This is a genomic window from Hymenobacter daeguensis (assembly GCF_054780555.1).
This window is the reverse complement of sequence record NZ_BAAGWC010000044.1, coordinates 1-25,253: the sequence shown is the minus strand read 5'-3', so window position 1 is coordinate 25,253 and position 25,253 is coordinate 1. Positions and strand designations below refer to the sequence as shown.

Here is a 25,253-nt window from a genome sequence, read left to right as displayed (position 1 = left end):
GTCGTGTCCTTTCTCGCTTTTTGGCATGTGGCCGCCGCCCTCGATTGGCTCCGCTGATAATTGTCCTCACGCTCTAGCTTCGGCTCCACGGCCCTCAGCCGGGCCGGCGACTACGACGTGTTCGTGGCCCAGCTGGCCGATGCGGGCAGCAGTGGCAGCTTCGGCTGGGCCCTGCGCGGCGGCGGCACCGGCGACGACCGGGCCCTGGGTTTGGTGGCTACTGCCACGGGCGTGTGCGTGGCCGGGTACTCGTATAGCGCCACGGCCAGCTTTGGCCCCACGGCCCTGGTCAACTACAGCGGCGGGGGCCGGGCCGATATTTTCGTGACCCGCGTGGTGGACGGTGGCGGCAGTGGCAGCTTTGCCTGGGCCCAGCACGCCGGTGGCACCGGCGATGACCAGGCGTTTGGGCTGGCCATTAGCGGCAGCGCCCTCTACGTGGCCGGCACAGTAACGCCCCAGGCCATTTTCGCGCCGCTCACCATCAACGCTCCCACCGGCACCCGCATCCCCCTGCTCGCCTCCCTTACCGACCCCACCCTGCTGGCCACCACGGCCGCACAAGGCTTGTTGCCCTTCACCCTGGCCCCCAACCCCGCCCGCGCCGCCACCACCGTGGCGCTGCCCGCCCAGCCCGGCACGGCCTCGGCCACCCTCACCCTGCGCGATGCCCTGGGCCGCGCCCTGCGCTCCGAAACGGTGCAGCTGCCCACCGCCGGCCTGCGCCACGAGCTGGACCTGAGCGGCCTGCCCGCCGGCCTCTACGCCGTGCAGGTGCAGGCCGGCCCGGCCACCGCCACCCGCCGGCTGGTCGTGGAGTAGCCGGCATTACTCCGCTGCCTTGCGGAAGACATCCGGCACCCGCCGGGGCCTGGCCGGCACCGGCACCACCCGCGACGACCGCCACGAGCTCATCGACCTCCTCGACCAGCAGTGCGACTACAACTACCACCTGCTCTCGGCCCACTTCCGCCAGGACCTGGCCCGCCCCGCCACCTTCTGGAACCCCGGCTTTTATGCCCGCGCCGCCCCGGCTGCCGGCACCGGCAGTTTGTAGCCCGCCCCGGCCGGTTTCGTCTTTCGTTTTCACGCCCCGGTGCCCGCGCATCGGGGCGTTGTGTTGGCGGCTATCTTTACCCCGTCCCTCTACCACTGGCGAGCTTTTTCTTCCTTTTCATGAAGCACTTCTTCTCCTTGCTGCGCGGCTGGCCGATGGCCGGATTAGTGATTGTTTTGCTGCTGGCAGGGCCAATGGCGCGCGCCCAAGCGCCGACCTGGCAAACGGCCGTGGCGGCCGCTGGCAATTACTCCGGCGCAAACGCGACGGCCGCCGATGCCAACGGCAACGTGTACATCGCGGGCTTTTTTTTCAATACAGCCACGTTTGGCAGCACAACGCTGACGGGGGTGGGCCAGCAGGACATGTTTGTAGCCAAGTGGAGCAGCAGCAGCAATCGTTTTGTATGGGCAGTGCGGGGTGGCGGGGCCGTTAATGACGTGGCCACGGCCATTAGCGTGAGCGGCTCGGCTATTTATGTAGCCGGTTTTTTTGGAGGACCCACCGCAACTTTTGGCACAACGACCTTGACCAATGCCGGAGGCGACGATGTGTTCGTGACAAAAATTGTGGACGCTGGAGCGACGGCCAGCTTCAGCTGGGCCCAGCGGGCCGGCGGCACCGACACCGACCGGGCGACGGCGCTGGTTAGCAATGGGGCCAGTCTCTACTTATCGGGTATTTTTGGCAGAACAGCCACTTTCGACGGCATAGCGCTGACCGCTCGCAGTAACGGGGGCCTTGACTCCTTTGTGGCCAAGCTCACCGACGGGGGTGGCAGCGCCGGCTTTACCTGGGTGCAGCAAGCCGATGGAGCCGTCAATGCCTTGGCCGTGGCCGGGACGAGCATCTACGGGGTCGGCAGTTTTTCTACTCCCACAGCGTTGTTCGGCAACATTGTGCTGACTAACGCCAACCCGACGGCTGTTTTTGGCAGCGGCGATGCCTTCGTGTTCAAGCTAACCGATGCCGGCACGATGGCGACCTTTGGATGGGCCCAGCGCGTCGGCGGTCCCGACGGTGAAGCCGCCTATGCCCTGGCCGTGGCCGGCCCCAGCGTGTACATAGCCGGCGGGTTTGCCAGCGCGGCGGTAAGCTTTGGCAGCACCACGCTCACCAGTGCAGGCGACCCCGAGGTGTTTGTAGCCAAGCTAACGGATACGAGCACCAGCGGCACCTTTGTTTGGGCGCGGCAAGCGGGCGGAACTGCCTCCGATATTGCGCGGACAATGGCCGTGGCGGGTCCCAACATATACATAGCCGGGTATAGCACCAACGCCGCCACCTTTGGCAGCACCACCCTGCCAAGCGAGGGTGCATTTGTGGCAAAGCTGACCGATGCGGGCAACACCGGCAGTTTTGTCTGGGCCCAACAGGGCACCGGCGTTGATGTCGGCAATCTGTTTGTGGGAGGTGCTGACGTGCTGATAGCGGGCATCCTCAATAGCACCACCAGTTTCGGCAATATTACGCTTACGCGACCCAGCGCAAATCCCGTTGCCTTCCTAGCCTCCCTCACCGACCCCACTCTGCTGGCCACCACGGCCGCACAAGGCTTGTTGCCCTTCACCCTGGCCCCCAACCCCGCCCGCGCCGCCACCACCGTGGCGCTGCCCGCCCAGCCCGGCACGGCCACGGCCACCCTCACCCTGCGCGATGCCCTCGGCCGCGCCCTGCGCTCCGAAACGGTGCAGCTGCCCACCGCCGGCCTGCGCCACGAGCTGGACCTGAGCGGCCTGCCCGCCGGCCTCTACGCCGTGCAGGTGCAGGCCGGCCCGGCCACCGCCACCCGCCGGCTGGTGCTGGAATAATGTTTCCACAAACCCGCCAGCCATGGCCGGGCCTTACGGTAAATAGTGCCCTGACTTAGCAGTATTTAAGGGTAATAAATTGCTTTTCGCAGATGAGCCCCGGTGCCGTGCGCCGGGGCTTTTTTACGGCGCTAACTTTCCGTGAATCCCGCACGTATTGGCGCTCGGTAATCCCTTTTCCTTGTCATGAAAACTTTCTCCTCTTTCCTGAGTGGTGCGCTGCTGGTGCTGCTGGTGCTGGCGGGCCCCGCTGGCCGGGCCCAGGCTCCCGCCTGGCAGTCGGCCATGATGGTGGGCGGCAGCAGTTCCAACCTGCTCATCAAAGCCACGGCCACCTCGGCCAGTGGTGAGCTCATCGTGGCCGGCAGCTTTTCGAATTTTGTGACCATCGGCAACACCCAGCTGCTGAGCACCGGCGGCACCGACGGCTTCGTGGCCAAATGGAGCCCCGTCACCAACGACTTCGTGTGGGCCTACCGCCTGGGCGGCACCGACCTTGACCAGGTGACGGCCGTGGCCCTGAATGGCAACCGCGTGTACCTGGCCGGCACCTTCTTCAGCCCCACCGCCAGCTTTGGCAACAGCTACATCAGCAACGCCGGCGGCTTCACCACCGTGGGCACCGATGCCTTCGTGGCCAAGCTCACCGATGCCGGCCCCAGCGCCGGCTTCGACTGGGCCCAGCAGCTGGGCGGCACCGGCCAGGACGCCGCCACCGCCCTCGTGGCCAATGGCACCAGCGTGTACGTGGGCGGGTATTTTGCCAGCCCCACGGCTAGCTTCGGCAGCCTCACGCTCACCAACTCCACGGCCTCGCCCACCTTTGCCGATGGCTTCGTGGCCAAGCTCGTGGATGCCGGCACCAGCACCAGCGTCAGCTGGGCCAAGCCCATCACGGGTCCGGCGGCCAAGTACGTCAACGCCCTTGCCGTGAGCGGCACCAGCGTGTACGCCACCGGCTACTTCGGCGGGCTGTCGGTTTCCTTCGGCGGCAGCAGCCTGCCCAATGCCGGCGGCACGGCCAATGCCTACGTGGCCAAGATAGCCGATGCCGGCCCCAGCAGCACCTGGCAGTGGGCCCTGCAAGCCGGCGGCACGGGCCGCGACGTGGGCCAGGCCCTGGCCGTGCGCGGCAGCCAGGTGTACGTGGCGGGCAGCTTTTCCAGCGCCACCATGCCGCTGGGCAGCCTCAGCATTGCCAACGCCGACGCGGGCGGCACTTCCGACGCCTTTGTGGCCGCCGTGGCCGATGCCGGCAGCACCGCCACCTGGCGCTGGGCCCAGCCGGCCGGCGGCACCGCCAACGACCAGGCCACCGTGCTCACTACCTACGGCACCAGCGGCCTCTACCTGGCCGGCACCTTCACCAGCGGCGCCCTCGCCCTGTGCGGCACCTCATTTGCCAGCGCCAGCGGCAGCGCCCTGGTGGCCAGCCTCACCGATACCGGCCTCACGGCCACGGCCAACTGGGCGCAGCGCGGCGGCGCCACCACCACCAGCGCCGATGCCGCCTGCCTGGCCCTGGCCGGCGCCCGGCTCTACGTGGCGGGCAGCTTCCAGAGCACGGCCACCTTTGGCAGCCAGACGCTGACCAGCACCATTGCCGGGGCGGCCAACTTCCTGGCCTCCCTCACCGATGCCACCGTCACGGCTACTGCTCCGGCCAGAAATACGCTGGCTTTCGAGCTGGCACCCAACCCGGCCCACGCCACCACCAGCGTGCAGCTGCCCGGCGTGGCCGGTGCCAGCACTACCACCATTGCCCTGCTCGATGCTCTGGGCCGCGATGTACGCACCGCCACCGTGGCCCTGCCGGCCGCCGGCCTGCGTCACGATTTCAGCCTCACGGGCCTGAGCCCCGGCATCTACACCATGCGCGTGACGGCCGGCACCACGGCCTCGGCCCGCCGGCTGGTGGTGGAGTAGCCTTTACCTTAAAGCCTGAAAAGCCGGCGCCCCCACTGGGAGCGCCGGCTTTTTGCTGGATGTGGCCGCAGGACTTGCTGTTTCGGGCGGGTGCTGGCAGCGCTAGGGAGCTACCTCGAGCTTGCCGTTCAGCAGGGTGCGGCCGGGAGTGCGGAGCTGCCAGAAGTAGGTGCCGGCGGACAGGCCCTGCAAAGGCACCGGCAGCTCGGTGAGGCCCGCTGCCAGCGGGGCCGGGGCCAGCTCCCGCACCACGCGGCCCAGCAGGTCGTGCACCTGCAGGTGGATTTCGCCACCGGCGGGCAGGTACACGCTGGCCGTGGCCCCGCTGGCCGGGGCCGGGTTGGGCCACAGCTGCACGGCTACCGGCTCGGGCGCCACAACCACGGCCCGGACGGGGCTGTAGGCAGCTTTGGCGGCATCCGGCGTAGCGTCGTCGTCGAGCTGGCGCAGGCGCAGGTACCACTGGCCGGGCACCACTCCGGGCAGGGCGTGGGCGTAGGCGTGGGCTTCGCTGCTGCTGCCGTGGCCTTTCACGAAAGCCACCGTTTTGAACGCGGCCTCGCCGGGGCCCCGGGCCTGCACCTCAAAGCCCGCGTTGTGCAGTTCCTGGGCCGTGGCCCATTTCAGCTGAATAGTGGTGCCCTGCACTGCGGCGTCGAACTGCGTGAGCTCGACGGGCAGCGGACCTACCAGGCTGATGGCGGCATCGTTGATGTCGAAAAATGCCCGGCCGCTGGCCTGCACCCGCACGCGGCCGGTGGTGGTGTTCAGGTTGGGCAGGCGCACAGATTGCGAGCCGTCGTTGGGCGTGTTGGTGGCCAGGGTGTAGGCAAATGTCTGCCCGTTGTCGGTCGAAAACAGAATATCGACGGTCGCGGCGCTGATGGGCGCCAGGTCGGTGCTGTTCACCGACCACGTCACGGTGGTGGTGGCCGCCGGCGCGAAGGACGTAGCCGTGTTCAGGTTGGTGATGAGGAAAGGGCCGGCGCTGCTCACGGTCACCACCGTGTTGTCAGAAGTCACGCCGCCGCCATTGGCGCGGTTGTCGCGCACGGTGAGGCGGAAATTGAGGGTACGGGCCACCTGGGGCAGCGTTTCGCCCACGCTGCCGGTATTGCCGGCCAGGATGGCGCTGAGCTGCGGCAGCACCCGGACCCCGGTGGTTTTGGTCGGAAACGAGCGAAACAAGGCCGCCGACGTGCTGGTGGCCGCCGCGCTGGGCGCTCCGCCCGTGCCGCCGGCATCCATTTCTTCCCAGTCGTAGGTGATGGCGTCGCCGTTGGCATCGGTGCCCGCGCCCGTGAGCTGAAACGGCGTGCCTTTGGGAATGGTGAAGTCGGCCCCGGCGTTGGCCGTGGGAATGGTGTTGCCGGTGGCGCTGCCCGCGCCGCAGCTGCCGCCGCCGGCAATAAACGCCCGGATTTCGTCCTGGCTGATGGCGTGAAAGAACGGGTCGGAGTGCGCCTGCAGGTCGTCGGCCCCGCAGATGCCGGCATACGCCATGATGGTAGTGCCCGAGCCCGGCTCCATGGCCGTGCTGCCGTTGCGGTTGCCCCCGCCACAGTTCGATGTTACGCTGTCGAACGTATGGTTGCCGCCAAACTGGTGGCCCATCTCATGCGCCACGTAGTCCACGTAAAAATTGTCGCCCACGGGGTTGGGCAGGCCCGTTACGCCCCGCGCCTTGTTGTTCTGGTTGCTGGCATTGCCGTTGGTGGCAAGGCACACCACGCCAAGGCCGGCAATGCCGCCGCCGCCGGTACTGAACACGTGGCCGATGTCGTAGCCGGCCGCCCCAATCATGTCCCGTACGGTGTTGCGGTTTTCGGTGAGCATGGCCGCGCCGTCGTTGTTGGTGTACGGGTCGGTGGCTCCATCGAGGAAAATCAGGGCATCGTTGCCCGCAATCAGCTGCAGCCGGATGGCCAGTTCCTGCTCATAGATGCCGCTCACGCGGTTGACGGCGGTCACCATGGCGGCCAGCACGTTGGGCTTGGTCAGCGCTACCCCGGCGGCCGTGGTCACGGCCACGGCATACTCGCCGGTGCAGGCCAGCGCCAGCCGGTAGGTGAGCAGCTGCGTGCCATACGCCGCCGCCGTGGTGCGCTGCGCGGTGCCGCTGGCGGCGGTGGGGCCGGCGGCCACGGCGCACTGCCACGGCTGCGTGGCCACCCGGTCGGCCGCCGCGAAGCTGCGGTAGGTGTTCGGGGTGGCCGGCACGGGGTCTATAAACACGCGCCCGGCGGCAGCGCCCAGCACCTGGGCATGAAAGCCCAGCGGCGTCAGGTCGAAGCGGGCCGTGACGTGCGGGTGGCTCACGCTTTGCCCGGCATAGGTGCGGATGGCGGGGTAGCGCGCCGCCAGCGCCGGGGCCATGGTGGGCGTTTGCCACACGCGAAACACCTCGGTGCTGCCGTCGGGCAGCGGCACTGGCAGCAGCGCACCGGCCGCCGCGCCCGCCTCGGCGGGGGCGGTGCTTAGCAGGGCGGCCAGCTGCTCGGTGGCCAGGGTAAGCGGGCGGGCGGCCCGCAGCTCGCGGGGCAGGGCCTGGGCGGGGGCGGCTTGCCAGAGCGCCGTGGGGGTTGGCCGTTGTTGCGCCAGCGCCGAAAACCCCGGGAGCAACAGGCACAAAAAGTAAAATTTTTTCATCAAACAGCTCTAAAAAAAAGAATGAAACATATATTAATAATCAAATTACTGATTTTATTTCATTATTCCCAAACCCAGCTTCGTTATGCCGCCGAGGCGCTGCCAGGGCATCTAAGTAGCGCCGATGCCTTATTCGCTCCAGCAGCGCCCCGCTAACCGCTACCCCTCCATCACCTTATTCTGCCGGTTGATGGACTCCAGGTGCACGGCGGCCAGATACTGCTCCACAAACCCGTGCGTCAGGCCCACCGACGCGCCCTGGCGCTGGGCGCGCTCCAGCACCTCGTTCCAGCGGTTGGTCTGGAGGATGGTGATGTCGTTTTCTTTCTTGTAAATCCCGATTTTTTCGGCCACGGCCATGCGGCGGCCCAGCAGCTGCATAATCTCGGCATCGAGCTGGTTGATTTGCTCGCGCAGGCCGGAAAGGGCCGTCAGGAACTCGCGCTGGTTGGTGGTTTCGTGGCGCCACACCAGGCCCTCGATGAGGTCGCGCAGCACCTCCGGCGTGATTTGCTGCCTGGCGTCGCTCCAGGCATTGTCGGGGTCGATGTGGCTTTCTATCATCGTGCCGTCGAAGTCGAGGTTGAGGGCCTGCTGGGCCACGGCGGCCAGCGTATCGCGGCGCCCGCAGATGTGGCTGGGGTCGCAGAGCAGCGGCAGCTCGGGCAGCCGGCGCTTCATCTCAATGGGCAGGTGCCACATGGGCGCGTTGCGGAAATCGGTGTTGCCGTAGCTCGAAAAGCCCCGGTGAATGAGGCCCACCTGCTTCAGCCCGGCTTTTTGCAGGCGCTCCACCGCGCCCACCCACAGCTCCAGCTCGGGGTGAATGGGGTTTTTCACCAGCACCGGCACGTCCACGCCGCGCAGCACGTTGGCAATTTCCTGCACCGAAAACGGGTTGCCGGTGGTGCGCGCGCCCACCCACAGAATGTCCACGCCGAAGGCCAGGCAGTCTTCCACGTGCTTGGCCGTAGCCACTTCCACGGCAATGGGCAGGCCGGTCAGCTCGCTGGCCTTCTTCAGCCAGGGCAGCCCTTTGGTGCCCACGCCCTCGAAGCCGCCGGGCTTGGTTCGGGGCTTCCAGATGCCGGCGCGCAGGGCCTGCACCTTGCCGGTGGCGGCCAGCCGCTGGCAGGTTTCGAGCACCTGCGCCTCGGTTTCGGCCGAGCACGGCCCGGAAATGAGGAAGGGCTTGTCGTCGGGCTGGCGGTTGAATAAGGCGGATTTCATGGTTGGTTGGGGGTTACTGTTGATTTTTTTGATTGTCTTTTGATGTCGTCTGTCATCCTGCGCTTGCGAAGGGCCTTCCCACGTTTGCACCCGCTGGTTTAGTCACTGCAAGCCGTTCTTGCCTGACAAGGTCCTTCGCTGCGCTCAGGATGACGGTTAAAGGATGACCGCCTGGGCATCACGGAATAATCTTCCGGATGTGGTTGGCCTGCTGAATCTGCTCCGTCAGCGCATCGTAGTTGCCGGCCGCCAGCAGCTCGCGCAGGTGCTGCAGCTGGTGCAGGTGCTCATCGAGCACATCGAGCACGTTGAGCCGGTTTTGGCGGAAGATGGGCACCCACATGGCCGGCGAGCTTTTGGCCAGCCGCACGGTGGAGGCAAAGCCGCCGCCCGCCAAATCGAAGATGCGCTGCTCCTCCTTTTCTTTTTCCAACACCGTGAGGGCCAGCGCAAACGAGGTAATGTGCGAGATGTGCGACACGTAGGCCGTGTGCAGGTCGTGTGCCGCCGCATCCAGGTAAAGCAGCCGCATGGGCAGCGCCTGAAACAGCTTTTCCACCAGCTGCACCGCGTCGGCGTCGCTTGCTTCGGCATCGCAGAGCACCACCGTCTTGCCATCGAACAGGCCCTGCACGGCCGCATCCGGCCCCGAGTATTCGGTGCCGGCCATGGGGTGCACGGCCACGAAGCGGCCCCGGCGCGGGTGCCCGGCCACCGCCGCCAGCAGCGCCCCCTTGGTAGAGCCCACGTCGATGACAACCTGGTGGGCATCAGCAGCATCGAGCACGGCGGGCAGCACCGTGAGCATGGCGTCCATCGGCACGGCCACCACTACCAAATCGGCCGGGCGCACAGCGGCGGCCAGGTCCGTTTCGATGGCATCGACCAGGCCCAGCTCCAGGGCCCGGCGGGCGTGGGCCGGGCTGTGCTCCACGCCAATAAACTGCTGCGCCAGCCCGCGCTGCCGCAGGCTCAGCGCCAGCGAGCCGCCAATAAGGCCCAGGCCGATGATGGTGACGGTCATTACGAAGGGTTGAGGGTTGAATGTTGAGGGTTGAGTTGTCGGAACGGTCATGCGGGGCTATCCGTCCGTCATGCGGAGCGGAGGCGCAGCATCTCTACCGCTTCGTTTCCATCGATTGAATTAGTTGCGCGGTAGAGATGCTTCGGCTGCGCTCAGCATGACGTTCTCTCCCCCACTTTGCTACTCCCGCACCCGCGCCAGCGCCTCGCGCAGCAGCGCTTCGGGCTGGCACAGGCTGGCCCGGATGTAGCCATTGCCGTTGCTGCCGAAAACGCCGCCCGGCGTGAGAAACACCCGCGCTTCGGCCAGCACGGCGTCGCTCAGCGCGTAGCCATCGGCAAACCCCGCCGGCACGGCCGCCCAGATGAACAGGCCCGTCTGGCCCGGCGCGGGCGCGCAGCCCAGCGTCCGCAGCAGCTCCAGCACCAGGGCGCGGCGGGCGCGGTAGGTAGCGTTTAATTCCTGAAACCACTCCTCGCCCAGCGCCAGCGCCGCCACTGCCGCCTGCTGCACCGGCAGAAACATGCCGGAGTCCATGTTGCTCTTGAAGCGCAGCACGTCGGCCAGCACATCGGCGCGGCCAGCCAGCAGGCCCACGCGCCAGCCGGCCATGTTGTAGCTCTTGCTGAGCGAGTTCAGCTCAATGGCCACCTCGCGCGCGCCGGGCACGGCCAGCAGGCTGACGGGCGGCGTTTCGTTCAGGATGAAGCCATACGGGTTGTCGTGCACCAGCAGGATGTGGTGGGCTTGGGCGAAGGCCACGAGGCGCGTGAGGAAGGCCCAGTCGGCCGCCGTGCCGGTGGGCATGTGCGGGTAGTTCACCAGCATCAGCTTCACCCGCGAGAGGTCGGTTTTGGCCAGCGCCTCCAAATCGGGCAGCCAGCCGGCGGCTTCCGTGAGGTCGTACTCGCGCACCTCGGCCCCGCAGATTTCGGCCACCGCCCGGTAGGTCGGGTAGCCGGGATTGGGAATGAGCACGGCATCACCGGCTTCCAGAAACGCCATGCCGATGTGCATCAGGCCCTCTTTCGAGCCCAGCAGCGGCAGGATTTCGGTGGCCGGGTCGAGCGCCACGCCGTAGTGGCGCTGGTAGAAGCCGGCCATGGCCCCGCGCAGCGCGGGCGTGCCCTGGTAGCTCTGGTAGCCGTGCGCGCCGGGCTGGGCCGCCGACTGCGCCAGGGCCGCCACCACGCTGGGGTGCGGCGGCAAATCGGGGCTGCCAATGCCCAGGCTGATGATGTTGGCCCCGGCGGCATTGAGCGCCGCCAGCTCGCGCAGCTTGCGCGAGAAGTAGTATTCGCCGGTGTGGGCCAGGCGGCTGGCTAGTGAGAGGTTCATGGTGCGGCAGGTTCGTTGGGTAAACTGCCCTCCTTACCAAGGAGGGGAGGTTGTGGGCGTTGTGGTTAATATCTGGTTTGTTCGAAGTTCGTTCGGGCATCGTGCAACGACCTAACCACCCCAGCCAACGCTTTGCGTCGGCGTCCCCTCCTTGGTAAGGAGGGGAGTTTCATCCTCCCCCATCGCCTCGGCCATGCTGCCGCGCCGGTAGGCCCCCAGCACCCGCAGCTCTTCCGTCACGGGTGCTAAATCGACCAGCAGCGCTTCCAGTTGGCTGATTGCCTCAAACTCCACGTCAGCATGGAAGCCGTAGTGCCAGGGCTGCCCCGGCCGGGGGCACGACTGCAGCTTGCTCAGGTTCAGGCCGTGCGCGGCCACGCGGGCCAGCACGGCGGCCAGGCTGCCCGGCGCGTGCGGCGCACAGAAATAGAGCGAGGCTTTATCGGCCCGCAGGTCATCCTGTGCCGTTTCGGCCCGCTCCAGCACCAGAAAGCGGGTGTAGTTGTGCGGGTCGTCGTGAATGGCCGGGGCCAGAATGGCGAGGCCGAACCGGGCGGCGGCCTGCGCGCCGGCCACCACGGCCACGCCGGGCGTGCGGGTTTCGGCCAGCAGCTGGGCGCTGCGGCCGGTGTCGTCGGTTTCCACCAGCTTCCAGTGCGGGTGGCGGTCCAGAAACTCGCCGCACTGGCGCAGGGCCATGGGGTGCGAGTGCACGGCCTGCACCTGGGCCAGCGTGGTGCCGGGCAGGCCCAGCAGGTGCTGGTGGATGGGCAGGTACACCTCGCCGGTCACGCGCACGGCGTGGCGCTCCAGCAGCAGGTAGTTGGGCAGAATGCTGCCGGCCAGCGAGTTTTCCATGGCCATCAGGCCGGCCCCGGCGGTGCCCTGCACCACGTGCGCCACCACCGCGCCGAAGGTGGCGCAGGCCAGCAGCTCCGGCCCGGCACCAAAATGCCGGCGGGCCGCCACTTCGTGGAAACTTCCCTGAAAACCCTGAATGGAAACGTGCTGGGGCATGATGCTGGTTGAAAGTTGGGCAATAAAAAAGGGCCTCCGGTGTGCGGGGCCCTGGGCTTGTTGGCGGGAGTGTGGTGGTTAACACTGACAACAAAGGGCCGGCTGCTTCCGGTAAAAGCAGTAGCAGCAGTAGCTAAAAAAGACGGCTTGCAGGACGAGCATAAACGAAAAAACGGGCATTAAAAAAGCGCCTCCCGAAGAACGAGCGGCGCTGGAGATGCTTGAGGGTAAGCTACAAACGGCGGCTCGTTCTACGCGGTGGCGTAGAAGTAATAAAAGCCGAAGAAGTAGCGCGTCTGGAGCATGAGTTACTGAGTTTGCGGCTGCAAGGTAGTCACCGTTGGGAGAAAAGCAAATTTCCCCGGGCTTTGTTTGAAAAACCCAAACCCCCGAAAACCGGTTTACTCAGCTTCGCACTACCCTCTGAAAATTACCTCATGCCCAAGCTATTCGAACCCCTCGCCCTGCGCAGCGTCACCCTCAAAAACCGCATTGTGGTTTCGCCCATGTGCCAGTACAGCGCCGAAGACGGCTTTGCCAACGACTGGCACCTCGTGCACCTGGGCAGCCGGGCGGTGGGCGGCGCGGGCCTCATCATTCAGGAAGCCACGGCGGTGTCGGCCGAAGGCCGCATCAGCCCCGAAGACCTCGGCCTCTGGAAAGACGAGCAGGTGCCCATGCTGCGGCGCATCACCGATTTCATTGCGGCGCAGGGCTGCGTGCCCGGCATTCAGCTGGCCCACGCGGGGCGCAAGGCCAGCACCTTCAGCCCCTTCACGGGTTCGGGCGAGGTGCCGGCCGACCAGGGCGGCTGGCCGGTAGTCGGGCCCAGCGCCGAGGCCTTTGCCGACAATTACCCCCAGCCCGAAGCGCTGGATGCAGCGGGTATTGCGCAGGTGACTGCCGATTTTCGGGCGGCAGCGCAGCGGGCCCTGGCGGCGGGCTACCAGGTGATTGAGCTGCACGCCGCCCACGGCTACCTGCTGCACGAGTTTCTGTCGCCCCTCAGCAACCACCGCACCGACGAATACGGCGGCACGTTCGAAAACCGCATCCGGCTGCTGCTGGACGTGGTGGCCGCCACCCGCGAGGTGTGGCCCGCAGACCTGCCGCTCATCGTCCGCATCTCGGCCACCGACTGGACCGAGGGCGGCTGGAACGCCGACGAGTCGGTGCAGCTTTCGGCCATGCTCAAAACCCGGGGCGTGGACCTGATTGATGTTTCGACGGGCGGCAACGTGCCGAAGGCACCCATCCCCGTGGGTCCCGGCTACCAGGTGCAGTTTGCCGAGCGCATCAAGGCCGAGGCGGGTATCCGCACGGGCGCGGTGGGCCTCATCACCACCCCGGCCGAGGCCGAGGCCGTGCTGGCCAACGGCCAGGCCGACCTGGTGCTGCTGGCCCGCGAGTTCCTGCGCGAGCCCTACTTCCCGCTCTTCGCCGCCCACGACTTGGGCGTGGAAATTGATTGGCCCGCGCAGTACGAGCGCGCCAAGCCCCGCGTCGTGGCGATGTAGCGACGCCATCAGGCGTCGCTACGCACCCATTTTGCCGTCACCAGCAGCTGGCCCAGGTGGCGGGTGGTGTGCTCGGCGGCATGCACCAGCAGGCCCAGGTGCGTGGATGGCACCTGCGCCCGGCCCACGCCGCGCACCTGGGTCAGGGTGGCTTCGTCGGTGGCTTTCAGCTGGTGCAGGGCTTTGTCAACGGTGTCGTTGAACTCCTGCACCAGCCGGCTGACGCTGTCGCCAGCAATTGGCAGCGGCGGTACTTCGGCCTCGAACGCGGCAAATTGCTGCGCCGTCAGGGTTTGCTGGCGGGCGTAAGTGAGCAGGCGGTCGAGCACGCCGGCCAGGTGCTGCAGGTGGAAGCCGACGGAGGCCACGCCGGCGGGCCGCTCGTTGAGCAGCGCGGGCGGAAAATCCTGCATGGCGGCATTCAGCTCGTCGCGGGCCTGCAGCAGGGCGTGGGCCACGGGTTGGAGCAGCGGCGGCACCCCGGCAACGGGGCCGCGCAGCCAGATTTCGAGTTGTTGAGTCGAAGACATAACAGCGGAACGTTTGGCAGGCAAAAGAACGTCATGCCGAGCGTAGCCGAGGCATCTGGCCCGCGTCGCTCAACCGTTGAGCTCCTCCTCTATGCAAGACGCGCCGGCTGCGCTCGGCATGACGTTCGGATTCAACCACATCTTAAACGGCCGGCGCAGGCCGTACTTTTGCCATTATGCCCAATATCAATAACACGCTGCGCGCCGCCGCCGACCAGTTCGGCACCCCGCTTTACGTTTACGACGCTGCTATCATTACCCGCCAATACAATAAGCTGGTGAAGGCTTTCGCGGGCCATAAAACGCGGTTTTTCTACGCCTGTAAGGCCCTGAGCAACGTGGCCATCCTGCGCCACATTCACCGCCTGGGCTCGGGGCTCGACTGCGTGAGCATCAACGAGGTACGACTGGGGCTGCACGCGGGCTTTCTGCCGGAGAACATTCTGTTTACGCCCAACAGCGTGACGTTTGAGGAGCTGGTGGAAGCCAAGAACCTGGGCGTCAATCTCAACATCGACAACATCTCGCTGCTGGAGCGCTTCGGGGCCACGTTCGGGGGCTCGTACCCGGTGTGCGTGCGCCTGAACCCGCACATTGAGGCGGGCGGCAACTACAAGATTCAAACCGGCCACATCGACTCCAAATTCGGCATCAGCATCCACCAGCTGCGCCACCTGGAGCGCGTGGTGAAGGGCACCGGCCTGCACGTGCGCGGCCTGCACATGCACACGGGCTCCGAAATCAAGGACGTGGGCGTGTTTCTGCGCTCGCTCGAAATTCTGTTCGACGCCGCCGGGCGCTTCCCCGAGCTGGATTTCCTGGACCTGGGCTCGGGCTTCAAAGTGCCCTACAAGCCCGGCGACCCCGAAACCGACGTGGCCTCGCTGGGCCAGCAGGTGGCCGAGGCGTTCCGCACGTTTGAGCAGGACTACGGCCGGCCGCTGGAATGCTGGTTTGAGCCCGGCAAGTACCTGGTGAGCGAAAGCGGCTACCTGCTGGTGAACGTGGCGGTGGTGAAGCAAACCACGGCCACGGTGTTTGCGGGCGTGAATTCGGGCTTCAACCACCTCATCCGGCCCATGTTCTACGACAGCTACCACCACATCAGCAACCTCACCAACCCCACTGGCTCGGAACGGCTCTACACCGTGGTGGGCAACATCTGCGAAACCGACACCTTCGCCTGGGACCGGCTGCTGCCCGAAATCCACGAAAACGACCTGCTGGCCTTTCACAACGCCGGGGCCTACGGCTTCGAGATGAGCAGCAGCTTCAACTCGCGCACGCGCCCGGCCGAAGTGCTGCTGCAGGAAGACGGCGAGCTGCGCCTCATCCGCAAGCGCCAGACGTTTGAGGACCTGCTGGCCGGGCAGGTGGATGTGGCAGCCGAAGCGCCGGCGCAGCCAGCGTAGCGCATTTGCCTTCCGGCCCCGCCTTACTGCTGCTCCAGCAGCCAGGCAGCGGCGGTTTCTTCGGTTTCGAAGGTGCGGTACAGATGCGGCAGGTTGCGGCTGGCCATCACAAACTGGTTGGTGGCCAGGCGGGCAAACACGTTGTGCGCCACCAGAATGGCGCCATAGCGGTAGCCATGCTCGGTCACGGCGCGGGGCAGCCATTCGTTGGTCATCCAGTCCTGCTCGCTGGGGTTGAAGGGGGCCATTTCGCGCTGGTCAATGAGCATCCTGCCCCACTGCCGCCGGCTCATGGCCTGCGCCGTGTGCGTGAGCAGGGCCCGAAACTGCACGGCTTCGCGCGGGCCGGCAAAATACTCCAGCCGCAGGTAGCCTTCGGGTTCTTCCCACACACGGCCACTGCCGTTTTCAAAATACAGGGAACGTTTGGTCTTCGGCATCAATAAAAAAACAGCGGCAACAACGAGGCGCGCCCGGCCTCCTCAACCGGCAAAGGTAGGCTCAGGTTAAGCTCCGGTGCTTTTTTTATGCGGAAGCCGCGCCGGGGCGGTGGCCCGAGGCCGGGCCGGCGCTAGGCGTCCTCCTTCGGAGCCTCTCCCCGAAAAGCGTCCGTTTTGGCCACGGCGGGCAGTTTCACCGGCTTGTTTTCTCTGGCCGACTGGTAGATGGCTTCCATGATGCGCTGGTCCTGCAAGCCTTCTTCGCCGGGCGTGTAGGGCGTTTTGTTCTGGCGCACGCACTCGGCCATGTGGTCCATTTCGAGGGCAAAATGGTCCTTGTCGGGATTGCCGGGCTGCTCGGTCAGCTGCTTTCCATCGGGCGCGTGAATGCGCTCCTGCTTCAGGCCTTTGTAGGGAAAGGCCGGGTCCATCCGAATGGTGCCGGTTTCGGCATACACGGTGTAGCTCTTGTTGTTGAAGGAGCCGTAGCCCGTCATGCACTGGGCCAGCACACCGCTGGGAAAGCGCAGCGTAAAGCTCACGTTCTCTTCAATTTCCTTAAACCGGTCGTCGCCCGGCGTGCTGTAAATCTGGGCCGACACCTCGGTGGGCTCCTCGCCCAGCAGAAAGCGGGTGGTGTTGAGGCAGTACAGGCCCACATCGGGCAGCGAGCCGCCGCCGGCCAGGGCCTTTTTGTGCCGCCACTGCTGGTCGTGGGCCTGGTTCTGGGTGTTCATCATCTGAATCATCTTGGTCGCGCCGTAGGTTTTGTCGCGCACTGCTTTCTGGGCCATGCGGTTCAGCGGCTCGTACTGAATGCGGTAGGCAATCATGAGCTTTTTGCCGGCTTTCCGGCAGGCCTCAATCATCTCCTCGCACTCTTTGACCGAGTTGGCCATAGGCTTTTCGCAGAGAATGTGCTTGCCGGCCTTCGCGCCCCTGATGGTGAATTCGTGGTGCATGGAGTTGGGCAGCACAATGTAAATCACCTCCACCTCGGGGTTGTCGCGGAGCTTGTCGTAGGTCTGGTACGAGTAGCAGCTGCTGGCTTTGATGCCGTACTGCTGCGCCACCTTGGCCATCTTGTCGGCGTCGCCGCTCACCAGGGCCACGGCTTTGGCGTGCTTGCACTGGCCGAAGGCGGGCAGTATCTCATTGAGGGTGAGGTGGCCCAGGCCCACCACGGCGTAGCCCACGCGGCGCGCGGGCGCGTCGGGGTTGAAGGGCTCGGCGCCTTTGGGGTCGGTGGGCGCCTCGAGCGGGGGCAGCTTGATGTCGAGCGGGCCGCTGATGGCCGGAGCGGCGGCTTCGGCCGCGCTGTGGGCCTCGGCGGCGGCCAGGGGCAGGGCGCTGGCTACGCCCACGGCCAGCAGGCCACGCCCGGCGTGGTTGATGAAGTGGCGGCGCGAGTAGTCGTAGCCGTTTTCGGCTTCGGTGTTGAAGGCGGTATTATAAGCGGTATTTTCCTGAAACATGGGGCTGATTGAGAAGGTCCGGCCCCTGCTTACGTACCGGCGCGGCTTGTGAGTTGCCGGAAATGTTGCAGTGGCTGAGCTTATCGGACGCACAGGGCTCCGCTGGTGCCGCGCTGAAGCACGCCGGCGGAGCCCCGGGCTGCTGGCCGCCCCCGCCCGGCCCAACCGCCAAATCCCCAGTACATTTGCAGCCCCATATTGGAATTTTAATTCGCTGCAGCTGCATCATGCCGGTTCTGACCCGCTCGTCTTTCATCCTCTCCCTCGGTTTGCTGGCCACTGGCCTTGCGCAGGCCCAGACCGTCACGCCCATTGGCACCATTCAGGGCAGCGGCGCGCTGGCCACGGCCGGCAACTACACCATTGAGGGCGTGGTGACGGCCGTGTACCCGGGACTGAGCCCGGCGGGCTTCTACATTCAGAACGACGCAGCCAGCGCCGACAACGACCCCACCACCTCCGATGCGCTGTACGTGGTGCAAGCCAACCCCTCGGTAGCGGTGGGCAGCCGCCTGCGCATCAGCGGCGCGGTGCAGGAAATTGCCAGCACGCCCTCGTTCAACCAGGCCGTGCTCACCAGCCCGGTTATCACCGTGCTGGCGGCCAGCAGCCCGCTGCCGGCCTTCACCGTGCTCGACAACGCTACCTTCTCAATGGCCAGCGCGGAGGCTTACGAAGGCATGCGGGTGCGGTTTCTGGCCCCGGTCACGGTATCGGACTTGTCCACGCTGAAATCGCGCGGCGAGCTGGACATTTCCCTGCGCGGCCTCGTGTACCAGCCCACCCAGCTGGTGGACCCCAACGACGACCCCGCCAGCGGCACCAGCAGCACCGGCACCAGCAACGTGGCCGCCGTGACGGCCTACCAGGCCGCCAACGTCGCCAAATCCCTGTTGCTCGACGACGGCCGCGCCGCCGTCACCCCGCAGCCCACGCCCTACCTCGATGCCACCACCGGCACGGTGCGCGTGGGCAGCACCATCGCCAGCCTGCGCGGCATCATGGGCTACGGCAGCAGCGCCTGGCGCATTCAGCCGCTGCCCGGGGCCGACGCGCCGGAGGTCATTACGGTGCGGCCGCCGGTGCCCGCCTTCGGCAATGCGCAGGTGAAGCTGGCCAGCATGAACGTGCTCAACTTCTTCAACGGCGACGGCCTGGGCGGCGGATTCCCCACCTCGCGGGGCGCCAACACGCTGGCCGATTTCCAGCGTCAGCGCAGCAAAATCATTGCCGCCCTCACCCAGATGAATGCCGACGCGCTGGGCCTGATGGAGATTGAGAACGATGGCACCGGCCCCAACTCGGCCATTCAGGACCTGGTGAACGGCCTGAACCAGGCCATGGGCGCGGGCACCTACGCCTTCATCAACGACGGCGCCAGCAGCCAGCCCAACAACACCGACCTCATCCACTGCGCCATTCTCTACAAGCCAGCCGTGCTCACGCCCTACGGCAACGTGCTGGTGGCCGCGGTGACCGGCACTTTCGAGCGGCCGCCGGTGGCCCAGCTTTTCACCACCAATACGGCCGTGCGCGACACCTTCGCGCTCGTCGTCAATCACCTCAAATCCAAGGCCAGCGGCACCGGCGCCAACGCCGACCAGGGCGACGGCCAGGGCGCGTCTAACGCGCGCCGCAAATTCCAGGCCTATGCGCTGGCCCAGTTCATCAACACGGTGGTGCGGCCGGCGGGCACGCGCTACGTGGTGAGCGTGGGCGACTACAACGCCAACTACGAGGAAGACCCGATGGACATTCTGCGGGCGGCCGGCTTTGTCATCGGCAGCCCGGCCACCAGCGCCTCCTACGTCTTCAACGGCCTGAGCGGCAGCCTCGACCATGCCGTGCTCACGCCCAACCTGGTGGGCCACGCGGCCGTGGAGAAATGGCACATCAACGCCGCCGAGCCCGAGTTTCTGGAGTATGATGTGGCCGGCGCGGCCACCGACATCACCAGCCCCTTCCGCTCTTCCGACCACGACCCGGTGCTCATCGGCCTGAATTTCCGCAGCACCGTAACGGCTACGGCCAGGGCCGATTCGGACGGCCAGCTCCAGGTTTTTCCGAACCCCGCCACGGGCGCGTTCAACCTGCGCCTCACCGGCTTCGAAGCGCGGCCCATGACGCTGGAAGTCGTGTCGGCGCTGGGCCAGCGGGTGCTGTCGTTGAGTGGCTCGGCGGAATATCTGCAGGCCGAAACCAGCCGACAAACGGCGGCGCTGCGGCCGGGCACCTATTTGCTGCAGCTGAGCGGCAACGGCTTTAGCCGGGTGCAGCGGGTGGTGAAGCTGTAGCCGTATTCCGGGGGCAGCGGCCCGCAAGCAGAACGCCATGCCGAGCGCAGCCGAGGCATGACGTTCTTTGTGGTATCCGGTTTCCTCTTTCGATTGCTCATGCCGCCCCGCCGCAAGCCCGCCCCGCTCCGCAAACCCACGCACTTCCCCCACGAAAACCTGGCCGAGCGCTGGGATGCCCGCCACCTGCTGGGCCACACCGAGTTCGACGCATACCACTTCGTCAACTGCGAGTTTGGCGAGGCCGATTTGAGCCGGCTGCGCTTCACCGACTGCAGGTTTGAGCGCTGCAACCTCTCGGCGGCCAGGCTGACGGGCACGGCCCTGCAAAACGTGGCGTTTGACGAGTGCAAGCTGCTGGGCCTGCAGTTCACGGCCTGCCGCGACATGCTGTTTGGCGTGCACTTCGACCACTGCCAGCTGCGCTACGCCTCCTTCGCGGGGCGCACCATGCCGGGCACCCGCTTCGTGAATTGCCAGCTGACCGACGCCGACTTTGCCGACGCCGACCTGACGGAAGCCGTGTTTCAGGACTGCGCGCTGGCCGGCGCCGTGTTTCAGAATACCCGCCTGCCCGGCGCTGATTTTCGCACCGCCACCGGCTTCATCATCGACCCGGAGAACAACCCGCTGAAAGGGGCCAGATTCACGCTGCACGGCCTGCTGGGCGTGGTGGCGAAGTGGGAGCTGGCGGTGGAATAACGTTTGCGCAATTCCTCGTGGGAGAGGCCCAAATATGGCCATTGCTGAATGCCAGCGCAAAAAATGCGCCTGCGGAGGTTCCGGATTCGATTCCGGTTATTAGATTGCGGGGGAATTCCCATCTATGCCCGAAAAAATAGCCGTTCTCGCCGGCTGTTTCCCCTTTTCGGTTCCTTGTTAGTAGGCTGCGCCGGCGCGCACCCGGGCAACTCACAGGCCCGCGCCCGGTTGTGCCACCAGCTCGCCGCCTTGTGCGACCAGGGCGCGGGTGTTTTTTCCTCTTGCTACAACGAATTCAGATGGCCAATCGCCGCGCTTCCATAACCGACCTCGCCAAAACCCTGGGCCTGTCGCCCTCCACCATTTCCCGCGCCCTTTCCGACCACGACGACGTGAGCGAGGCCACCAAGGCCCGCGTGCGCCAGCTGGCCGAGGAGCTCCACTACAAGCCCAACCAGCTGGCCGCCGCCCTGCGCCGGGGCCGCAGCAACACGCTGGGCGTGCTGGTGCCGCACATCACGGGGCACTTCTTTCCGCAGGTGGTGCACGGCATCGCCACCGAAGCCGCCAAGCTGGGCTTCAACGTGATGATTTGCCAGTCGAACGAAGACTCGCGCCAGGAGGAAACCAACATCGACCTGCTGATGAACTCGCAGGTGGAGGGCATTCTGGTGTCGCTGGCCAACACGACGCACGATTTCCGGCACTTCGAGGCCGTGCGCCAGCAGAACATTCCGCTGGTGTTTTTCGACCGCGTGGTGGAGGACTTCGAGGGCAGCAACGTCAGCTCGGTGATGATTGACGACTACCAGGGCGCCTACCAGGTGGTGACGCACCTCATCGAGCAGGGCTGCACCCGCATTGCCCACCTCAGCGGCCCGCTGCACCTCAACATTCACAAAAACCGCCACCAGGGCTACCGCGACGCGCTTACCGCTCACGGCATTGAGGTGGATGACGAGCTGATTGTGTTCTGCGAGATGAACCAGAAGGGCGGCACCCAGGCCATGCGCCAGCTGCTGAAGCTGCCCCAGCGCCCCAACGGCGTGTTTTCGAGCAACGACCTGGCCGCCATTGGCGCGGTGCAGGCCGCCAAGGGCCAGCGCCTGCGCGTGCCGCAGGACGTGGCCGTGGTGGGCTTCAGCAACGAGATGTTCACCACCCTCACCGAGCCCAACCTCTCGTCGGTGGACCAGCGCTGCGAGCAAATGGGCAAAACCGCCGTGCAGCTGCTGCAAAAGATGCTGAAAAGCGGCCCCAACCGCCAGGGCCCGCCCAAGCCCATCGTGCTCAAGCCCAAGCTGCTGGTGCGCGAGTCGTCGCAGCGGCGGTAGAAACCGAGTCCAAAGCAAATAATCAGGTAGCACGTCATGCTGAGCGGAGTCGAAGCATGACGTGCTGTTAACTGCCCCTCAGCAAAAGCCGTAGGAAGCCATTTGCGCCGCTTCGCTGTTAACCACAGCGGAACCCTACTGCTGTTTGATGCCTGACACTGCTGCTGCCCCCGCTGCTCCTGCGCCCAGAATAACGCTCTGGACGCCCTTCGCCTACTCCATTTTCCGCGCTATCTGGATTGCGGGCATGGTTTCGAACGTGGGCACCTGGATGCAGAACGTGGCCGGCGTGTGGCTCGTCACCACCCTCACCACCTCGGCCCTGCTGGTGGCCCTGATGCAGACGGCCACCTCCCTGCCCTCCTTTCTGCTGAGCATGCCGGCCGGGGCCATGGCCGACCTCGTGGACCGCCGCAAGCTGCTGCTGCTCACGCAGGGCTTTATGGCGGTGGTGGCCACCGGCCTGGGCGCCCTCACGCTGCTGGATGGCATTTCGGCCTACGGCGTGCTGGGCTTCACCTTCCTGCTGGGCATGGGCGCGGCCCTGAATGCGCCCATCTGGCAGGCGGTGGCCACGGAGCTGGTGCCCCGGCCGGCGCTGCCCTCGGCCATCACCCTCAACGGCGTGAGCAACAACATTGCGCGGGCCATCGGGCCGGCCATTGGCGGGGCCATTATTGCCTACTACTCGGCAGGCTGGGTGTTTATTCTCAATGGCGTCTCGTTTCTGGGCACCTGGGCGGTGGTGTATTTCTGGAAGCGCCAGCCGACGGTGACGAGCGGGCCGGCCGAAAACTTCATTGGCGCGCTGCGGGCGGGGCTGCGCTACGTGCAGTATTCGCCGGCCATTTACGGGGTGCTGGTGCGCACGTTCGCGTTTGCGTTTGGGGCGGCGGCCATGTGGGGGCTGGTGTCGGTGGTGGTGGCGCGCAAGCTGCACCTGAGCTCGGGGCACTACGGCGTGATGCTGTCGTGGCTGGGCGCGGGCGCCATCACGGGCGCGCTGCTGATGGGCCGGGCGGGCTCGCGGCTTACCTTCAACCAACGGGTGCTGCTGGGCGTGCTGGCTTTTGTGGGGACGAACACGGCGCTGGCGCTGGTCAGCCAGATTTACATTCTCTACGCGGTGATGTTCGTCTCCGGCATTGCCTGGCTCATGGTGATGACCAGCTTCAGCACCACCGTGCAGCTGAGCGTGCCGCGCTGGGTGCAGGCCCGCGTCATCAGCGTGTACATGCTGGTGTTTCAGGCGGGCCTGTCGGTGGGCAGCCTGGTGTGGGGCGAGCTGGCCGACCACCTCACGCTGGAAATTGCGCTGCTGGCCGCCGCCGGCTGGATGCTGGCCAGCACCCTGCTGGCCCTGCCCTTCCCCATGCGCTCGGCCGAGGGCCTGGACCTGGCCCCCGCCGACGACCGCCCCCACACCACCGGCGAGGGCACCATCGACCCCGACGACGGGCCCGTCCTCGTCACCATCGAGTACCACGTGGAGCGGGCCAACTGGCCGGCCTTCCGTGCGGCGGCCGAGCAGCTCAAGCGCCTGCGCCTGCGCGACGGCGCCCTGCGGGCCGGCGTCTTTGCCGATGTGGCCCAGCCCACGCGCATCAGCGAGTTTTTCTACGTGGCCACCTGGGGCGAGCACCAGCGCCAGCACCACCGCTTCACCCGCGAAGACCAGGTGGTGGAGGCCCGCGTGCGGCAGTTCCACCAGGGGCCGGAAGAGCCGCGCGTCACGCATTTCCTGGCCTTCCCCAACGCCTCGAACGTGGAAGTGGCCACGCCCATTCCGACGCTGGAAAGCCAGCGCTGAGCATGAGTGCCAGCTGCATAGCTCCTTAATTTAAGCACATAGGACACAGGGCAAACCGCCTGTTGATAATCGATTGATTATCAACAGGCGGTATTTTTTTATCCTTAAAATAATTTTATTTTATTCACATTATTTTGTTTTATTATAAATAATATTACAATAAAAAATACTTTTATTGCAGTTTATTCACCGACTGTTTTTACCTTAGCCCGCCCTTGTATGAGGACACTCGCGGTTTCGGCGCTTTGAAGCGCCCCCGGAAAGGGAAATGCCCGCGCTGCCATGCTATCTGATACCCTGTTCAAATACCCTATTTCACACTTTCACTCCTTTTCCAACCATGAGAATTCCATTACCCTTCCGCCGTATGGCGTTTGTGGTGCCATTGGCACTATCGGCGCTCACCAGCTGGTCACAGACCGTGACCGACCCCTCGGCAAAGCCCGGCTATGATGCCAGCAAGGCGCAGCTGGCGGCCCGGGCAGCCCTGAGCACGCCCCGCCCAAATGCCACCCAGCAGCGCAGCAGCGCGGGCGTTAAAGCCGCATCCGGCAACGCCGGCTCGCTCGCGGCAGCGGCTTCAAGCTGTTTTATTCCGCTTGATAATACCTACACCGACGTTCCGACCAACGACGACGGGTCGTTTGGTCCGATTGCGCTGCCCTTCACGTTTGACCTGTATGGCACTCAGTACACGCAGGTCTGGATTAACACCAACGGCAACCTGACGTTTACCGGCCCCTACGGGGTATTCACCTCCACCGGCTTCCCAAGCAGCGAGCCCATGGTAGCGGGCTTCTGGGCCGATGAGGATACGCGCTCCGGCGGCATCATTCACTACAAGGTGAACCCCACCAACCTCATTGTAACCTGGGACAATGTGGGCTACTTCGCCCAGCACACCGATAAGGTCAATACCTTCCAAATCATCATTGCCTCCGCAACCGATGCGCTGCTGGGACCGGGCCAGAACGTGAGCCTGCGCTACGGCGACATGCAGTGGACGACCGGCGACGCGTCGAACGGCTCGGGCGGCTTTGGCGGCACGCCCGCTACGGTGGGCGTAAACAACGGCAACGGCACCGACTATGTGCAGGTGGGCCGTTTTGATGCCCCCGGCACCGCTTACGACGGCCCCGGCGGCAACAACGACGGCGTGGACTACCTCGACAATCGGTGCATTGGCTTCAACGTGAGCACGGCGGGCAATATCCCGCCCTCGGCCAGCAACCTGCCGGCCAACAACACGGTGACGGTAGCCTGCGGCCAGACGGTAACCCTGAACCCGCAATTCCTGGCCCCGGAAGTGAACCAGACGGTTAGCGTGGCGGTGAACACGAACGGGCTTTGCAGCACCACGGCTTCTACGACGAGCGGCGTTACGGGCAGCGCTACCATCGCCATTACCGGCGCGGCCTGCAACGTGGGCACCCACCCCATTGTGCTGACAGCAACGGACAACGGCAGCCCGACGGGCGTAACCACCGTGACCATCAACGTGGTGGTAACGCCCTGCGTGGCCCCCTGCAACCCGAACGCGAACACGCCGGTGGCGGGGACGGACAACTTCACGGCTTCGTGCGGCCCGATTACGGTGACGGCGGCGCAGCTGCTGGCCAACGACACGAGCCCCAACGGCACGCCCCTGGCCATCGGCAGCGTGGGCGGCGGCGGCAACGGCACGGTG

At 65.7% G+C, this 25,253-nt stretch carries 19 protein-coding genes; 11 read left to right on the top strand and 8 right to left on the bottom strand.

Annotation, left to right across the window (positions count from 1 at the left end; genetic code table 11):
• Positions 1–60: 60 nt before the first annotated feature.
• From ACYVHT_RS22685 to ACYVHT_RS22670, 4 genes are all read left to right on the top strand, one after another.
• Positions 61–822, top strand: coding sequence for a T9SS type A sorting domain-containing protein (locus ACYVHT_RS22685; protein WP_460557582.1), 762 nt, complete (start codon positions 61–63; stop codon positions 820–822).
• 19 nt (positions 823–841) lie between these two features.
• On the top strand, positions 842–1,057 hold the full coding sequence (locus ACYVHT_RS22680) for a hypothetical protein (protein WP_460557580.1): 216 nt from the start codon (positions 842–844) through the stop codon (positions 1,055–1,057).
• A 119-nt stretch (positions 1,058–1,176) separates the two neighbouring features.
• The gene (locus ACYVHT_RS22675; protein ID WP_460557578.1) at positions 1,177–2,868 is read left to right on the top strand and encodes a T9SS type A sorting domain-containing protein; all 1,692 of its coding nucleotides are present in this window, start codon (positions 1,177–1,179) and stop codon (positions 2,866–2,868) included.
• 186 nt (positions 2,869–3,054) lie between these two features.
• A complete protein-coding gene (locus ACYVHT_RS22670; protein WP_460557576.1) occupies positions 3,055–4,794 on the top strand; it encodes a T9SS type A sorting domain-containing protein in 1,740 nt (579 codons plus the stop codon).
• A 102-nt stretch (positions 4,795–4,896) separates the two neighbouring features.
• Here ACYVHT_RS22670 and ACYVHT_RS22665 read toward each other — a convergent pair whose 3' ends face one another.
• The 5 genes from ACYVHT_RS22665 to ACYVHT_RS22645 all read right to left on the bottom strand — a co-directional run bounded on the left by ACYVHT_RS22665 (position 4,897) and on the right by ACYVHT_RS22645 (position 12,052).
• Positions 4,897–7,425: a reprolysin-like metallopeptidase gene (locus ACYVHT_RS22665; RefSeq protein ID WP_460557574.1), complete on the bottom strand. Its 2,529-nt coding sequence runs from the start codon at positions 7,423–7,425 to the stop codon at positions 4,897–4,899.
• A 177-nt stretch (positions 7,426–7,602) separates the two neighbouring features.
• On the bottom strand, positions 7,603–8,673 hold the full coding sequence (locus tag ACYVHT_RS22660; protein WP_460557572.1) for a chorismate mutase: 1,071 nt from the start codon (positions 8,671–8,673) through the stop codon (positions 7,603–7,605).
• A 178-nt stretch (positions 8,674–8,851) separates the two neighbouring features.
• Positions 8,852–9,697, bottom strand: a complete 846-nt coding sequence (locus ACYVHT_RS22655) for a Rossmann-fold NAD(P)-binding domain-containing protein (RefSeq protein ID WP_460557570.1) — start codon at positions 9,695–9,697, stop codon at positions 8,852–8,854.
• A 180-nt stretch (positions 9,698–9,877) separates the two neighbouring features.
• Entirely contained in the window at positions 9,878–11,035 is a 1,158-nt protein-coding gene (locus ACYVHT_RS22650; protein ID WP_460557568.1) for a pyridoxal phosphate-dependent aminotransferase, read from the bottom strand.
• A gap of 111 nt (positions 11,036–11,146) precedes the next feature.
• The gene (locus tag ACYVHT_RS22645) at positions 11,147–12,052 is read right to left on the bottom strand and encodes a prephenate dehydratase (protein WP_460557566.1); all 906 of its coding nucleotides are present in this window, start codon (positions 12,050–12,052) and stop codon (positions 11,147–11,149) included.
• 437 nt (positions 12,053–12,489) lie between these two features.
• Here ACYVHT_RS22645 and ACYVHT_RS22640 point away from each other — a divergent pair, with 437 nt between their 5' ends.
• A complete protein-coding gene (locus tag ACYVHT_RS22640; RefSeq protein WP_460557564.1) occupies positions 12,490–13,569 on the top strand; it encodes an NADH:flavin oxidoreductase/NADH oxidase in 1,080 nt (359 codons plus the stop codon).
• 8 nt (positions 13,570–13,577) lie between these two features.
• Here ACYVHT_RS22640 and ACYVHT_RS22635 read toward each other — a convergent pair whose 3' ends face one another.
• Positions 13,578–14,099 carry a DinB family protein gene (locus ACYVHT_RS22635; protein WP_460557562.1) on the bottom strand — a complete coding sequence of 174 codons (522 nt, stop codon included), beginning with the start codon at positions 14,097–14,099 and terminating at the stop codon, positions 13,578–13,580.
• Between the two features lie 176 nt (positions 14,100–14,275).
• On the opposite strand from ACYVHT_RS22635, the gene lysA reads away from it, so the two are divergent.
• Positions 14,276–15,511, top strand: a complete 1,236-nt coding sequence (lysA, locus tag ACYVHT_RS22630) for a diaminopimelate decarboxylase family protein (protein WP_460557559.1) — start codon at positions 14,276–14,278, stop codon at positions 15,509–15,511.
• Between the two features lie 23 nt (positions 15,512–15,534).
• On the opposite strand, the gene ACYVHT_RS22625 is transcribed toward lysA, so the two are convergent.
• Both ACYVHT_RS22625 and ACYVHT_RS22620 read right to left on the bottom strand, forming a co-directional pair.
• Positions 15,535–15,951, bottom strand: coding sequence for a hypothetical protein (locus ACYVHT_RS22625; RefSeq protein WP_460557557.1), 417 nt, complete (start codon positions 15,949–15,951; stop codon positions 15,535–15,537).
• A 131-nt stretch (positions 15,952–16,082) separates the two neighbouring features.
• Positions 16,083–17,426 (bottom strand): Gfo/Idh/MocA family protein, encoded by a 1,344-nt coding sequence (locus tag ACYVHT_RS22620; RefSeq protein WP_460557555.1) that lies wholly within the window; start codon positions 17,424–17,426, stop codon positions 16,083–16,085.
• 227 nt (positions 17,427–17,653) lie between these two features.
• Here ACYVHT_RS22620 and ACYVHT_RS22615 point away from each other — a divergent pair, with 227 nt between their 5' ends.
• From ACYVHT_RS22615 to ACYVHT_RS22595, 5 genes are all read left to right on the top strand, one after another.
• Positions 17,654–19,720, top strand: a complete 2,067-nt coding sequence (locus ACYVHT_RS22615; RefSeq protein WP_460557552.1) for an ExeM/NucH family extracellular endonuclease — start codon at positions 17,654–17,656, stop codon at positions 19,718–19,720.
• Between the two features lie 99 nt (positions 19,721–19,819).
• Positions 19,820–20,422 carry a pentapeptide repeat-containing protein gene (locus ACYVHT_RS22610; RefSeq protein ID WP_460557550.1) on the top strand — a complete coding sequence of 201 codons (603 nt, stop codon included), beginning with the start codon at positions 19,820–19,822 and terminating at the stop codon, positions 20,420–20,422.
• A gap of 299 nt (positions 20,423–20,721) precedes the next feature.
• Positions 20,722–21,756: a LacI family DNA-binding transcriptional regulator gene (locus ACYVHT_RS22605; RefSeq protein ID WP_460557548.1), complete on the top strand. Its 1,035-nt coding sequence runs from the start codon at positions 20,722–20,724 to the stop codon at positions 21,754–21,756.
• Between the two features lie 148 nt (positions 21,757–21,904).
• A complete protein-coding gene (locus ACYVHT_RS22600; protein ID WP_460557546.1) occupies positions 21,905–23,566 on the top strand; it encodes an MFS transporter in 1,662 nt (553 codons plus the stop codon).
• Positions 23,567–23,906: 340 nt separating this feature from the next.
• Positions 23,907–25,253 (top strand): nidogen-like domain-containing protein (locus tag ACYVHT_RS22595; protein ID WP_460557544.1); only part of this gene is annotated, 1,347 nt, incomplete at its 3' end.